The sequence below is a fragment of the Streptomyces sp. bgisy027 genome (genome assembly GCF_057710365.1).
The window spans coordinates 91,324-105,570 of record NZ_JBYIVZ010000029.1 but is presented as its reverse complement, the minus strand read 5'-3'; the positions used below and the strand labels follow the sequence as shown (position 1 = coordinate 105,570).

Annotated in this window: 9 protein-coding genes and 1 pseudogene; 1 reads left to right on the top strand and 9 read right to left on the bottom strand. The window is 72.0% G+C overall.

The annotated features are described in order from the left end of the window. Positions 1-169: 169 nt before the first annotated feature. The 9 genes and pseudogenes from AC3ETA_RS27920 to rsmI form a co-directional block, all read right to left on the bottom strand. Positions 170-2,029, bottom strand: coding sequence for an outer membrane protein assembly factor BamB family protein (locus AC3ETA_RS27920; protein WP_432195659.1), 1,860 nt, complete (start codon positions 2,027-2,029; stop codon positions 170-172). Between the two features lie 73 nt (positions 2,030-2,102). Beyond that, entirely contained in the window at positions 2,103-3,944 is a 1,842-nt protein-coding gene (locus AC3ETA_RS27915; protein ID WP_432195658.1) for an outer membrane protein assembly factor BamB family protein, read from the bottom strand. 341 nt (positions 3,945-4,285) lie between these two features. Continuing rightward, a complete protein-coding gene (locus AC3ETA_RS27910; protein ID WP_432195657.1) occupies positions 4,286-6,094 on the bottom strand; it encodes an ABC-F family ATP-binding cassette domain-containing protein in 1,809 nt (602 codons plus the stop codon). 246 nt (positions 6,095-6,340) lie between these two features. Continuing rightward, positions 6,341-7,258 (bottom strand): 4-(cytidine 5'-diphospho)-2-C-methyl-D-erythritol kinase, encoded by a 918-nt coding sequence (locus AC3ETA_RS27905; RefSeq protein ID WP_432195656.1) that lies wholly within the window; start codon positions 7,256-7,258, stop codon positions 6,341-6,343. Between the two features lie 279 nt (positions 7,259-7,537). After that, positions 7,538-8,398: pseudogene (gene rsmA, locus AC3ETA_RS27900) on the bottom strand (16S rRNA (adenine(1518)-N(6)/adenine(1519)-N(6))-dimethyltransferase RsmA); the annotation flags it as partial. 39 nt (positions 8,399-8,437) lie between these two features. Further along, on the bottom strand, positions 8,438-9,835 hold the full coding sequence (locus AC3ETA_RS27895; protein WP_432195655.1) for a resuscitation-promoting factor: 1,398 nt from the start codon (positions 9,833-9,835) through the stop codon (positions 8,438-8,440). 141 nt (positions 9,836-9,976) lie between these two features. Next, positions 9,977-10,858 carry a TatD family hydrolase gene (locus AC3ETA_RS27890; RefSeq protein ID WP_432195654.1) on the bottom strand — a complete coding sequence of 294 codons (882 nt, stop codon included), beginning with the start codon at positions 10,856-10,858 and terminating at the stop codon, positions 9,977-9,979. 47 nt (positions 10,859-10,905) lie between these two features. Beyond that, positions 10,906-11,322 (bottom strand): hypothetical protein, encoded by a 417-nt coding sequence (locus AC3ETA_RS27885; protein WP_432195653.1) that lies wholly within the window; start codon positions 11,320-11,322, stop codon positions 10,906-10,908. Positions 11,323-11,513: 191 nt separating this feature from the next. Next, a complete protein-coding gene (gene rsmI, locus AC3ETA_RS27880; RefSeq protein WP_432195652.1) occupies positions 11,514-12,362 on the bottom strand; it encodes a 16S rRNA (cytidine(1402)-2'-O)-methyltransferase in 849 nt (282 codons plus the stop codon). Positions 12,363-12,424: 62 nt separating this feature from the next. Here rsmI and AC3ETA_RS27875 point away from each other — a divergent pair, with 62 nt between their 5' ends. Beyond that, positions 12,425-14,176: a dolichyl-phosphate-mannose--protein mannosyltransferase gene (locus AC3ETA_RS27875; RefSeq protein ID WP_432195651.1), complete on the top strand. Its 1,752-nt coding sequence runs from the start codon at positions 12,425-12,427 to the stop codon at positions 14,174-14,176. Positions 14,177-14,247 lie beyond the last annotated feature (71 nt).

The window sequence follows — 14,247 nt, the reverse complement described above, 5'->3', positions numbered from 1 at the left end:
CCCCGGAAGCTACACGCTTGTTCGACGTTGCGCTCCCCCTACCGGCGAGAAGTGCCCCGGAACGGCGGATTTTCTGGCTTTCCGCGCATTCGAGGGCGATGAGGCGGTACGCGAACGGCTCCGCCCCCGAGCAGGGACGGAGCCGTCTGCACGACCGGGCGCGGCGGCCTCAGCCGCTCGCGCCGAACGCGATCACATGGGCCTTGCGGGTGTCCGAACTGCCCAGCTCGCTGGCGAACTTGGCGGACATGTACAGGTGCCCCTGGGCGTAGAGGATCTCGGAGTACTCCGGCGACATCCGCATCTCCACGTCCCGCACCGGCCTGGCGGACGGGTTCTCCAGCAGCTTCGTCTCCTTGAAGCTGCCGCCGTCGATGCTGACGATCTGCCCGCCCTTGTCGTACGGGGGCCGCTTGTACGCGATCACGTTGCCGCCGTCCATGCGCAGCGGGGTGATCGTGTACCGGTCGCCGGCGTCCGCGCGCTGGCCGGTCTGCTTGCCGGTGGCCAGGTCGATGGCGACGATCTCGTTGGTCTTGCCGTACTCGCCGCCGCCGTCGTGCTGTTCGGTCTCCACGTAGAGCCGGTCGTTGCCCACCACGACGCCCGTGCACGACTCGATCGTGGTGACGCCGGAGCAGCGGGCCGCGTACTGGTCGCCCGGCACGGAGATACGGATGCGCAGCTTGCCGGTCTTGTTGTCGATGGAGAAGGCGTCCGTGATGCCGATGGCGTCCTCGGACCGGCCGGCCTCGGCGGCCACCACGAGCGGGTCGGTGGAGATGACGCTGGCGTACTCGACGCCCTCGGCCATCTTGTACTCGGAGATCACCTTCCCGGTCTTCGGGTCGATGGTCTGGATGTGCAGCTGGGGCTGGTCGTAGGAGCCGCACTTGCGGACCGCGACCATCTTCGGGCCGCCCGCGTACCCGAGGTCGTAGCAGCTGTCGTCCGCCTTCGGGACCCACAGCGACTTGCCGGTCTTCAGGTCGAACGCGGCGCCGCCGCTGGTGCCGCCGGCCGCGACCGTGCCGCCGCTGACGGTGATGTTGTCGTAGCGGATCAGCCCGTCCTCGTTCCGGGCTGTCTTCGACCAGAGCTTCTTGCCCGCGTCGAGGTCGATCGCGGCGACCTGGGTACAGCCGTGCGAGGGCTTGTCCTTGGTCGGCATCGCGGGTTCGAAGGCGACGGCCGTCACGCCGTCCTCGCTGATGTGCTTGGCGGCCTGGCAGACCGGGCCGGGCAGCTTGACCGACCACAGCTTGGAGCCCTTGTCGGGGTCGTAGCCGACGATCTCCGCGACCCCGCTCTTGACGTACGCCTTGCCGGTCAGCCAGGAGCCGGACACCACGATGCTGGTGTCGTCGTCCACGTCGGGCGCCGGGACCTGGAAGAGGACCGAGGAGGCGGTGTTCGAGGGCACCTTCTCGGTGCCGTCGGGGGCGTCGAAGCCGCCGCCCTGCGAGTCGTCGCCCCCGCCGCCGGTGCCGCCGCTGGAGCCGGCGGTGTCGTCCTTGCCGCCCTGGTCACCGGACTTCGCGTACCAGACGCCACCGCCGATGATCAGGGCGATCACCACGACCGCGGCCGCGATGATCACGGCCAGCTGCGAGCTGGACCGGCCCCCGCCGGGCTGTCCGGGCTGTCCGGGCTGTCCGGGCTGGGGGTGCATCGGCACGGTCTGCTGCGGATAGCCGTAGCCGGGCGCCTGGGTGTACGGGTTCTGGGGCTGGCCGTAAGGGTTCTGCGGCTGGCCGTACCCGGTCGGCTGCTGGGCGGGATAGCCGTACCCGGCCGGCGGGGTGGCCTGGGGAGGCTGGGGGTAGCCGTAGCCGGGCCGGCCGGGTGCCTGCGGCGGCTGCCCGGGTGCCTGTGGAGGCTGTGCGGGCGGCTGCTGGGGGTGCTGCGGCTGCGCGGGCGGCGTCTGGGGTGCGCCGAAGCCGCCGCCCGGCTGCTGGGGCGGCTGGTCCTGCGGCGGGCCGAACCCGCCCTGCGGGGGCTGGTTGGGCGGAGGCGGCGGCTGGGTCATGGCGTGGGTACCTCAGGGGAGGGGGACGGCGGGAGCGACGGGCACGAGGGTGAGGGCGTGAGCGGTACGCGCCTCACTTGCCGAAGGCGAGCATCAGCTTCTCCTTGGCCTCGTCCTGGCCGCTCAGCCGGGTGCTGGAGAGGTAGAAGCGGCCGTCGGCCCAGGCGTAGGCCTTGGAGAAGAAGCCGTTCTCGATGTCCGCGGCGCTCGCCGGGTTCTGGAGCAGCTTCGCCGGCTGGTGGCTGCTCCCGGAGACCGGGATCGCCACGACCTGGCCGCCCGCGTCGTAGGACGCCTGGACGTAGGCGATGAGCTTGCCGTTCTCGACCTTGATCGGCAGCATCGAATCGTCGGCGGGGGACTTCACCCGCCACTTCTCCTTGCCGTTGCCGAGGTCGATGGCGACGATCTCGTTGGCGTCGGCGGTCGCCTTGGTCGGCATGTACAGCGTGTTCGCGTCGGCGACCACGCCGGAGCAGCCCTGAAGGTCACGCTGGAGGATGGCCCAGCCGCACTCGGCGCCGATTTCGAGGTCGACGTCGACCTGCGAGCGGATCTTGCCCGCGGAGTCGAAGGTGGAGATGTTCCACGCCTTCTTGTCCTTGTTGGTGCCGTAGACGACCAGCGGGTCGAGGGAGAAGACGCGCGCGACGCGCCAGCCCTTGTCGAAGCGCATGGTCCACTTCGCCTTGCCGGTCGACGGGTCGAGCTGCTGCACCTCGTCGTGCTCGTCGCTGCTGGAGGCGGCGCAGGACGCGACTGCGATGATCTTGTCGCCGCCCGCGAACGCGTCGGGGAAGCACTTGTCCCCGAACCGCGTCTTGTCCCACATCTTCTTGCCGCTGTCGACGTCGTACGCCGTGCCCGACTGCGAGCGGCCCACGAGCAACGTCTTGCCGGTGATGGACAGTTCGACGTCGAGGGTGCTGTCGAAGAGCTGGCCGTCGGCGACGCTGCCCTTCCAGCCCTTGTCGCCGGTGTTCAGGTCGATCTGCTGGAGCTGGTTGCACTTGGCACGGTCGCTGCTGCCGCTCATGTAGGCGACGACGATCTTGTCGCTCGCCGACTTCTGCGGGGTGACCGCGCAGATCTTCTCCGGGAAGGTGATCGGGTCCCAGGCGTCCTCGCCGTCGCCGACCTTGAAGCCGAAGACCTGCTTGTACGCCGCCTTCACCGCGGTCCTGTCGGTGATCCACATGCCGGGGGCGTCGGCGCCGGACTTGGGCGCGTCGGGCGCCGGCTTGTACCAGAGCACCTTCGACTCGCCCGCCTGGCGGCCCGCGTTGAGGTTCTCCGGGTCGTCGCCGCCCTCGCTGCCGCCGTCGCCGGACTCGGACGGGGAGCCGGAGCCCTTGGGGTCGTCGCTCTGCCGGGCGACCGGCTCGTCCTTCTTGTCGTCACCGCCGCGGGTCACCGCGAACACGGTGCCGCCGAGGACGAGCAGGACGGCGACCGCGGCACCGATGGCCACGGCGGGCTTGCCCTTGAAGGGGTTGCGCGAGCCACCGGGCGGGGTGCCGGGCGCGCCCGGGTACTGCGGCTGGGGCGGGTAGCCGTAACCCGGGGCGGGCTGCTGGCCGTAGGGGCCGGGCTGCTGCGGATAGCCGTACGGCCCCGGCTGCTGCGAGGGCTGGGCGTACGGGCCGGACTGGTACGGGCCCGGCTGGGCGGGCGGGCCCGGCTGCTGCGGGTAGCCGTAGCCGGGCTGCGGGGCGCCGGACGGCGGGGTCTGCGGGGGCGGCGGCGTCTGCGGCGCGCCCTGCGGCGGCGGGGGTGTCTGGGGGGCGCCCTGCGGCGGGGGCGGGGTCTGCGGCGCGCCCTCCTGGCCGGGCTGCGGCGCTCCGAAGCCGCCCTGCCGCGGATCCTGTGGTGCGCCGAAACCGCCCTGCGGCGGCTGGTTGGGCGGCTGGCTCATGAGCGGTTCCCCCTTGAGACCGGTGTGGTGCCACGTTCTGTGCCGTCGCGTTTCCGCCACACCAGCTTTTCTCAGACTGTTCTCAGGCGGCCTTTCTATCACCCGCCACCGACAGCACACCGGCCCCCATCCACCCCTGTTCCCAAGGGAGAACCGCCCCGTGATACCCCCGTTATGCGCCTTCACGCCCCCTTCACAGGGTGCGCGCGGACACCCGCGAACGGCGCCGCAGGCGCCTTCGAAGGGGCGCGGGGAAGTGCGCGACCAGCCCCCGCACCGACGCACCCGACACCCAACACCAGCCCGGCACTTCCGTGGTCACGGCCGGACCAGCGGAGCGCTCACGCGTCCTCCGCCAGTTCCAGCCAGCGCATCTCCAGCTCGTCCCGCTGCCCCGCCAGGTCCCGCAGCTCCGCGTCGAGTTCCGCGACCTTCCCGAAGTCCGTCGCGTGCTCGGCGATCTGCGCGTGCAGCTTGGTCTCCCGCTCGGAGAGCTTGTCGAGCTGCCGCTCGATCTTCTGCAACTCCTTCTTGGCGGCACGCGAGTCGGCCGAGCTCTTCTCCGGCACGGCCTTCTCGGCCGCCGGGGTCGCTGCCGCGGCGGCGACCTGCGCCTCCATGCGGTGCCGGCGCTCCAGGTACTCGTCGATACCGCGCGGCAGCATCCGCAGCGTGGCGTCCCCGAGGAGCGCGAACACCCGGTCCGTGGTGCGCTCGACGAAGAACCGGTCGTGGGAGATGACGATCATCGAACCGGGCCAGCCGTCGAGGACGTCTTCGAGCTGGGTGAGCGTCTCGATGTCCAGGTCGTTCGTGGGCTCGTCGAGGAAGAGGACGTTCGGCTCGTCCATGAGCAGGCGCAGCAGCTGGAGCCTGCGGCGCTCACCGCCGGACAGGTCGCCGACCGGCGTCCACTGCTTCTCCTTGTGGAAGCCGAACGTCTCGCACAGCTGACCGGCGGTCATCTCGCGGCCCTTGCCCAGGTCCACGCGCTCACGCACCTGCTGAACGGCCTCCAGCACCCGCCAGTTCGGGTTCAGCTCGGCCACTTCCTGCGACAGATAGGCGAGTCTGACGGTCTTCCCGACCGCGATCCGCCCACCGGCCGGCTGCGCCTCGCCCTCGGTCCGCGCGGCCTCGGCCATCGCGCGCAGCAGGGAGGTCTTGCCCGCGCCGTTGACGCCGACGAGGCCGATGCGGTCACCGGGCCCGAGCTGCCACGTCACATGCTTGAGCAGCACCTTGGGGCCGGCCTGGACGGTGACGTCCTCCAGGTCGAACACCGTCTTGCCGAGCCGGGAGGAGGCGAACTTCATCAGTTCGCTGCTGTCGCGCGGCGGCGGCACGTCCTTGATGAGCTCGTTGGCGGCCTCGACCCGGAAGCGCGGCTTGGACGTCCGTGCGGGGGCGCCGCGGCGCAGCCACGCCAGCTCCTTGCGGACCAGGTTCTGCCGCTTGACCTCCTCGGTCGCGGCGATGCGCTCACGCTCGGCACGCGCGAAGACGTAGTCGGAGTAGCCGCCCTCGTACTCGTGGACGTCACCGCGCTGGACGTCCCACATGCGGGTGCAGACCTGGTCGAGGAACCAGCGGTCGTGGGTGACGCACACGAGCGCCGAGCGCCGCTCCCGCAGGTGCTGGGCGAGCCAGGAGATGCCCTCGACGTCGAGGTGGTTGGTGGGCTCGTCGAGGACGATCAGGTCCTGCTCCTCGATGAGCAGCTTGGCGAGCGCGATCCGCCGCCGCTCACCGCCGGAGAGCGGGCCGATGACGGTGTCCAGGCCCTGCGGGAAGCCGGGCAGGTCGAGCCCGCCGAAGAGGCCCGTGAGCACGTCCCGGATCTTGGCGTTGCCCGCCCATTCGTGGTCGGCCATGTCCCGGATGACCTCGTGCCGCACGGTCGCCGCGGAGTCGAGGGAGTCGTGCTGGGTGAGCACGCCGAGGCGCAGCCCGCCGGAGTGCGTGACCCGGCCGGTGTCGGCCTCCTCCGCCTTGGCCAGCATCCGGATCAGGGTCGTCTTGCCGTCGCCGTTGCGTCCGACGACGCCGATGCGGTCGCCCTCGGAGACGCCGAGCGAGACACCGTCGAGCAGGGCACGGGTGCCGTACACCTTGCTGACGTTCTCGACATTGACCAGGTTGACGGCCATTTCTCTCCTGCCCAGGGGGACGATCGACCTTCCAGGGTAGTCGCGCCCGCCGACAGCCCCGCACGCCGCCGTCCGCACAGCCGTGCGGCCGTGCGGCCGTGCGGCCGTGCGGCCGTGCGGCCGTGCGGCCGTGCGGCCGTGCGGCCGTGCGGCCGTGCGGCCGTGCGGCCGTGCGGGCATGACCTGGCCGGGGCACTCGGTGCCGAAGTGAGATCGGGCGGAGAACGCGTACTTGTGAGTACGGCGTCACGCCCCGGCGGCGCGCACGACCGTGGCGCCCTGCGCGGGCCCCGCCGCCGTGCGCACCGCACGGCAAGTGCCGGACGTGCGCAGGGTGTCGGCCACCTTGTCGGCCGACTCGGCGTCCCGGGCGAGGAAGGCCGTGGTCGGGCCCGAGCCGGAGACCAGCGCCGTCAGCGCGCCCGCCGCGAGACCCGCGGCGAGGGTGTCGGCGAGCTCCGGGAACAGGGAGAGCGCGGCGGGCTGGAGGTCGTTGGAGACGGCGGCGGCGAGCGCGTCCGGGTCGCCCTTGGCGAGGGCGTCGAGCAGCGGCTGGGAGGCGACGGGCTCGGGGATGAGCGTGCCCTCGCCGAGCCGGTCGAACTCACGGAAGACCGCGGGCGTGGACAGTCCCCGCCCGGCCATCGCGAACACCCAGTGGAAGGTGCCGCCCACGTCGAGCGGGCGCAGCTTCTCGCCCCGCCCGGTGCCGAGGGCCGCGCCGCCGACCAGGCTGAACGGCACGTCGCTGCCCAACTCGGCGCAGATGTTCAGAAGTTCCTCGCGGGAGGCGTTCGTGCCCCACAGCGCGTCGCAGGCCAGCAGCGCGCCGGCGCCGTCCGCGCTGCCGCCCGCCATGCCGCCGGCGACCGGGATGTCCTTGGCGATGTGCAGATGCACGTCGGGGGCGAGGCCGTACCGCGCGGCGAGCGCCTCGGCCGCGCGGGCCGCGAGGTTCGTACGGTCGAGGGGGACCTGGTCGGCGTCGGCGCCGTCACAGGTGACGCGCGGGCCGCCGGGCGAGGGGGTCACGGTGACCTCGTCGTAGAGGCCGACGGCGAGGAAGACGTTGGCGAGGTCGTGGAAGCCGTCCGGGCGAGCGGCACCGACCGCGAGCTGGACGTTGACCTTGGCCGGGACGCGTACGACGACGCTCGCGCTCACTTACTCGGACTCCTCGTGCTCGGCGGCGAACCGTACCGGCGGGGCGGTGGCCGGTGTCTCCCGGCGGGTGCTCGATGTCTCCTGGCCGACGGCCTGGGTGTCCTGGCCGGCGGCCGACACGTCCTGGCCGGTGGCCGACACGTCCTGGCCGGTGGCCGACACGTCCCGGCCGACGGCCCCGGTGTCCCGACCAGCGGCCGACACGTCCCGGCCGACGGCCCCGGTGTCCCGACCAGCGGCCGGCACGCCCTGACCGGTGGCGTGCTTGTTCTCGGCGATGGCCTGCCTGTTCTCGGCGATGGCCGCGAACTCCTCGACCGTCAGGGACTCGCCGCGTGCCTGCGGGGAGACACCGGCGGCGACCAGGGCGGCCTCGGCGGCGGCCGCCGAGCCGGCCCAGCCGGCGAGAGCCGCGCGCAGCGTCTTGCGGCGCTGGGCGAAGGCGGCGTCGACGACGGCGAAGACCTCGCTCCTGGCCGCGGTGGTCTTGATCGGCTCGGTGCGCCGGGTCAGCGCCACCAGCCCGCTGTCGACGTTCGGCGCGGGCCAGAAGACGTTGCGTCCGATGGCGCCGGCCCGCTTGACCTCGGCGTACCAGTTGGCCTTGACCGAGGGCACGCCGTACACCTTCGAGCCGGGTGCGGCGGCGAGGCGGTCGGCGACCTCCGACTGCACCATGACGAGGGTGCGTTCGATGCTCGGGAAGGTCGCGAGCATGTGCAGCAGGACCGGGACCGCCACGTTGTACGGGAGGTTGGCGACCAGCGCGGTGGGCGGCGGGCCGGGCAGCTCGTCGACGTGCATCGCGTCGGAGTGCACCAGCGCGAACCGCCCGGCGCGCTCGGGCATCCGGGCCGCGATGGTCGCGGGCAGCGCGGCCGCCAGGACGTCGTCGATCTCGACGGCGGTGACACGGTCGGCCACCTCCAGCAGCGCGAGGGTGAGGGAGCCGAGTCCCGGACCGACCTCCACGACCACGTCGTCGGGCCGCACCTCGGCGGTGCGGACGATACGGCGGACCGTGTTCGCGTCGATGACGAAGTTCTGGCCGCGCTGCTTGGTGGGGCGTACGCCGAGGGCGCTCGCCAGCTCACGGACGTCGGCGGGGCCGAGGAGGGCGTCGGGGGTGGGGCTGCTCACCCGACAAGGGTACGGGTCGCCGCGCGGCCGGCCCGCCCCTCACCTGTGCAGCCGCGACCCGCAGTGCGGCCAGGGGCTGGTGCCCTGCCGCACGTACAGCTTCTTGGCCCGCATCGTCTGCTCCTCGGCCGGGGCGTCCTGCGGCCGGCCCTTGCCGCCGAGGTCGCGCCAGGTGTGGGTGTCGAACTGGTACAGCCCGCCGTACGTCCCCGACGAGTCCACGGCGTCCGCCTGCCCCCCGGACTCGCACGCCGCGAGCCCGTCCCAGTTCAGCCGGCTCGCGCCGCTGACGGAGGTCGGCAGGGGCTTGGTGCCCACCTTCACCACCTGCGTCTGCGGCTCGCGCACCACCTCGGTCCTGATCCGCCGCGGCTTCTGCCGCACACCGTTGACCGTGCGCAGCGAGTACGTCATCCGCCGCAGCCCCGCCTGCCCCGCACGCTCGACGACCTCCGTGCCCTTGAAGACCGAGGGGTCGTCGACGCGCTCCACCGCGAACGGGATCGCCTCGTCGCGGATCTCCTTGCGCCCGGTGATCCGCAGCACGGTGACCGTCTGCCCGTCCCGCGGGAAGCTCTCCAGGGGGACGGAGGTGGCATCCTGCCCGCGCAGGGTGATCCCGGCCTGCTCCACGACCTCGCCCACGCTCGCGGCGTTCGTCCGCATCGTGCGTGCCCGGCCGTCGGCCATGACGGTCACCGCCCGCTCGGTGCGCACGTCCAGCGCGAGCCCCTCCCGTCCGATGCGCCGGGAGCGCGACGTCGACAGGTACGCGCCCTCCGCACGCACTCCCAGCTGGGTGAGCGCCTCCTCCACCGTGCGGGCCGTCGTCCACACCTCGCGCTTCTGGCCGTCGATGGTGAGCCGCACGGGGCGCCCGTAGTGCACCGCGACCTCGTCGCCGTTGCCGAGCCCCGCGTCGGGACCGGGCGCGACCATGTCGTGCGCCCCGACGTCGACACCCTCCTCGGCCAGCAGGTCACCGACGTCGTCCGCGAAGGTGTGCAGGGTGCGCGGCCTGCCGCCGTCGACGCTCAGCTCGACCGCCTTGTCCTTGGCCACGAAGGCGCTGGTGCCGCCCGCGAGGAACGCGACGACCAGTGCCTGCGGGACCAGCTTGCGCATGGTGGCGTCACCGCGCTCCGCGGCCCGCGCCCGGCGCCGGTGCGCGGCCCGCCGGCCGCTCCTGGGGCGCGCGACGGGCGCGTGCGCCGCCTCGGCGATCTCGTACGCGGGCCGGTAGGTGTCCTCGTACGCCGCGTACGACTGGTGCGAGGCATGCCGGTCGTAGCCGGTTCCGTAACTGTCCGTACGCGTCGTGTACGGCGCCGGCACCCCGTACGCCAGCGTCTGTGCGCTGTACGGGTCGAAGCCGCCGTACCCCTGGGGCTCATGGGCCGGGGTCGGGCCGTACGTCTCGAACTGCGCGTTGCTCACGACGACACGCTCCACCGGAGGGGTCCGTTTCGGGCCACCAGAACCTAGCGGAGGGGTCGGCACTCTCCAAAGCGACGCGACTACTTAGCGTGGCCGTCGGTCGGTGGTGAGCCCGCGCGAGCGTTACCGCGCGGTTATCGGTCAGTAGCCGAAGGCATGGGCCGTGTTCGTTCCGAGGGCCGTCGCCAGCGTGTCCTCGTCGATGCCCCGCACGGCCGCCAGGGCGCGCACCGTGATCGGAATGAGATACGGCGCATTGGGCCGTCCGCGGTACGGCACCGGCGTGAGGAACGGCGCGTCGGTCTCCACCAGGAGCAGTTCCAGCGGGGCGATCGCCACCGCGTCCCGCAGATTCTGGGCGTTCTTGAAGGTGACGTTGCCGGCGAAGGACATGAAGTATCCGGCGCGGGCGCACACCTGCGCCATCTCCGCGTCGCCGGAGTAGCAGTGGAAGACGGTCCGTTCGGGAGCGCCCTCCTCCTTCAGGACACGCAGCACGTCGGCGTGGGCGTCGCGGTCGTGGATGACCAGGGCCTTGCCGTGCCGCTTGGCGATCTCGATGTGGGCCCGGAACGACGCCTCCTGCGCCTCCTTGCCCTCGGGCCCGGTGCGGAAGTAGTCGAGGCCGGTCTCGCCGACTCCCTTGACCTGCGGGAGTGCGGCGAGGCGGTCGATCTCGGCGAGCGCCTCTTCGAGCGCCCGCGCGCCACCCGGTTCACGCGCCCCCTGCCGCGACCAGCCGTCGGGGTCGCCGTGCACGATGCGCGGCGCCTCGTTGGGGTGCAGCGCGACGGTCGCGTGCACGGCGTCGTACTGCGCGGCCGTCTCGGCGGCCCACTGCGAGCCGCGTACGTCGCAGCCCACCTGCACGACCGTGGTCACCCCCACCGACGCCGCCTTGTCGAGCGCTTCGCGCACGGTGCCGGACTGCATGTCGAGGTGGGTGTGCGAGTCGGCGACCGGTACCCGGAGCGGCTCCGGGAGGGGCGGGGCGGCGTGCTTGTCGGCGGCGTTCGAAGGCATGCCCCGATCCTACGAAAGGGGCACGCCCCGCCGGCCGGGCGCTCGGCTCAGCTCGCCTTGCGGTGGAAGACGTGCAGCAGGTCGGACAGATGCCAGTGGTGGTGCGGCTCGGCCGGCGCCGACTCGCTCTCCGTCTCCGCGTCCGCCCCCGGCTTCTGCTGGGTGGGGACCGGGGCGGGGCGGTGCAGGGAGTTCTGCACGGAGGACACCTGCCCGGCGGCCATGATCCGCACGATGTGCCCGTCGCAGTTGTGGCACGTGGGCCGGCTGAGCGGGGACGGGACGACCTGGCCGTTCGCCACGTACATCACGAACTCACGGCCGTCGCCGTCCAGGTGGTGCTCTATCTCGTACGACTGCTCCCAGCCGTGCCCGCAGCGCATGCAGGCGAAGGAATACGACTCGTGGACGACGGCGGTCGCGGCGCTGCGAAGGCCCGTGGTCTGCTGTGCGATCTCACTCATGCCAGCTCCTGTGGTCCGCTGGGTGGGACGGGTCACGTCCCCCAACCCAGTGGACTCCCCCGCAGGAGTGAACGCACGCGATCTGTCCAGTGTTGGCGCCGACTTGGACGTTCCTTGCCGTTGGGCCCGCGCTGCTTTACCCCGGCATGGGGCGCACGCTCATGCGATATACGCCCTGCTCACACGGTGTTTCACGCCCCCGCGTTCTTCGCCGCCACGACGGCGTCGAACACTTCCCGCTTGGGCAGTCCGGCCTCCGCCGCCACCGCCGCGATGGCCTCCTTGCGACGCTCCCCGGCGTCTTCACGGACGCGAACCCGGCGCACCAGCTCCTGCGCGTCGAGCTCCTCGGGCCCCTTCTCCGGAGCCCCTTCGACGACGACGGTGATCTCCCCGCGCACCCCCTCGGCGGCCCATTCGGCGAGCTCCCCGAGTCCGCCGCGCCTGACCTCCTCGTACGTCTTGGTCAGCTCCCGGCACACGGCGGCCCGCCGGTCGGCGCCGAACACCTCGGCCATCGCGGCGAGGGTGTCGTCGAGGCGGTGCGGTGCCTCGAAGTAGACGAGCGTGCGCCGCTCCCCGGCGACCTCCTTCAGCCGCGACAGCCGCTCCCCCGCCTTGCGCGGCAGGAACCCCTCGAAGCAGAACCGGTCGACGGGCAGCCCGGACAGCGCGAGCGCGGTGAGCACGGCGGACGGCCCGGGCACGGCGGTGACCTTGATGTCCTTCTCCACCGCCGCCGCGACCAGCCGGTACCCGGGGTCGGACACCGACGGCATCCCCGCGTCGGTCACCAGCAGCACCCGCGAGCCGGCAAGGAGCGCCTCGACCAGCTCCGGCGTACGGGCCGACTCGTTGCCCTCGAAGTACGACACGACCCGCCCCGACGGCTGCACGCCCAGCGCCTGGGTGAGGCGCTTGAGCCGCCGGGTGTCCTCGGCGGCGATCACCTCCGCGCCCGCCAGTTCCTCGACCAGCCGGGGCGGGGCGTCCTTGACGTCGCCGATGGGGGTGCCTGCCAAAACAAGGGTTCCTGTCACGTTTCCATCCTCGCAGGGCGCATCCACGCGACTCCCACAGACGTGTTCCCTACGATGGCGCGGTGACCAGTACAGCGTCGTCGATGGACTCCACGGACATCCAGCAGGGCCAGGCACCGCACGAGCAGCGGCCGTCGTGGCAGCAGCGGCTGCGCCGATTCGGCTACACGGCGGCGCCCAGAGGCGACGTACGCGACCAGCTCGTGCCGCCCTACGTCCGGCCCGGCCCGCGGATGTGGCAGTTCCTCGGCATCTCGCGGCCGCTCGCCGAGCGGGTCGCGCGCTGGTCGGCCTGGGGCGGTCCGCTGCTGGTGACGCTGCTGGCCGGGGTGCTGCGGTTCTGGAACCTGGGCAACCCCAGGAAGGTGATATTCGACGAGACGTACTACGCGAAGGACGCGTGGGCGCTCGTCCACCGGGGCTTCGAGGTCGACTGGGACAAGAACGCCAACGACCTGGTGCTGCGGCTCGGCGACCAGGTGCCGATCCCGACGGACGCCTCGTACGTGGTGCATCCGCCGGTGGGCAAGTACGTCATCGGCCTCGGCGAACTGGTCTTCGGGTTCAACCCGTTCGGCTGGCGGTTCATGACGGCGCTGCTCGGCACGCTCGCGGTGCTGATGCTGTGCCGCATCGGCCGCCGTATCTTCCGCTCGACGTTCCTCGGCTGTCTCGCCGGCACGCTGATGGCGGTGGACGGGCTGGCGTTCGTGATGGCGCGCACCTCGCTGCTCGACGGGGTGCTGATGTTCTTCGTGCTGGCGGCGTTCGGCTGCCTGGTCATCGACCGGGACCGGGCCCGCGAGAGACTAGCCGCCGCGCTGCCCGTCGACGCCGACGGCCGGGTCCGCCCCGACGCGCACATCGCCGAGACCCTGCGCCTCGGCCGGCGCCCCTACCGCTGGCTGGCCGGTCTGATGCTGGGCCTGGCCATCGGCACCAAGTGGAACGGCCTGTACTTCCTGGTCGCGTTCGGTCTGCTGACGGTGCTCTGGGACGTCGGCGCCCGCCGGGTCGCGGGCGCGCACCACCCGTACACGGCGGTGATCAAGCGCGACCTGGGCCTGGCCTTCGTGGCGACGGTCCCGGTGGCGATCGTCACGTACCTGGCGTCCTGGACGGGCTGGATCCTCTCGCCCACCGACGGCAGCGGCGGCTACTACCGCGACTGGGCCACCGCCAACGGCCGCAGCAGCAACTGGTCGTGGCTGTTCCCCGACTGGTGGCTGAGCCTGTGGCACTACGAGCACCAGGTGTACGACTTCCATGTGGGCCTGTCGTCCCCGCACACCTACCAGTCCAACCCGTGGAGCTGGATCGTCGCCGGCCGCCCGGTGTCGTACTTCTACGAGTCCCCCACGCCCGGCAAGGACGGCTGCCCCGTCGACGCGGGTGAGAAGTGCGCCCGCGAGGTACTGGCCCTCGGCACGCCTCTCCTGTGGTGGGTGGCCGCCTTCGCGGTCCTGTACGTCCTGTGGCGCTGGCTCTTCCGCCGCGACTGGCGCGCCGGCGCGATCGCCTGCGGCATCGCCGCCGGCTACCTCCCCTGGTTCCTCTACCAGGAACGCACCATCTTCTTCTTCTACGCCGTCGTCTTCCTCCCCTTCCTCTGCCTGGCCGTCGCCATGCTCCTCGGCGCGATCATCGGCCCACCGGGCTCCAGCGACACCCGCCGCGTGGCAGGCGCGACGGGCGCGGGCGTCCTGGTCCTGCTGATCGCCTGGAACTTCATCTACTTCTGGCCCCTGTACACCGGCCAGGCGATCCCGATCGACGACTGGCGGTCGCGGATGTGGCTGGACACCTGGGTGTAGCGAGCACGAATCGGTCACACATTCGGACAACAAAAGGAAACAACTCCCTCTGGTTTCCCGCATGTCACTTA

What these genes read in the sequence shown, in the direction of transcription:
- AC3ETA_RS27920 (WP_432195659.1), bottom strand. Translation starts at nt 2,029, where the DNA reads ATGACCCAGCCGCCGCCTCCGCCCAACCAGCCCCCGCAGGGCGGGTTC.
- AC3ETA_RS27915 (WP_432195658.1), bottom strand. Translation starts at nt 3,944, where the DNA reads ATGAGCCAGCCGCCCAACCAGCCGCCGCAGGGCGGTTTCGGCGCACCA.
- AC3ETA_RS27910 (WP_432195657.1), bottom strand. Translation starts at nt 6,094, where the DNA reads ATGGCCGTCAACCTGGTCAATGTCGAGAACGTCAGCAAGGTGTACGGC.
- AC3ETA_RS27890 (WP_432195654.1), bottom strand. Translation starts at nt 10,858, where the DNA reads ATGCCTTCGAACGCCGCCGACAAGCACGCCGCCCCGCCCCTCCCGGAG.
- AC3ETA_RS27885 (WP_432195653.1), bottom strand. Translation starts at nt 11,322, where the DNA reads ATGAGTGAGATCGCACAGCAGACCACGGGCCTTCGCAGCGCCGCGACC.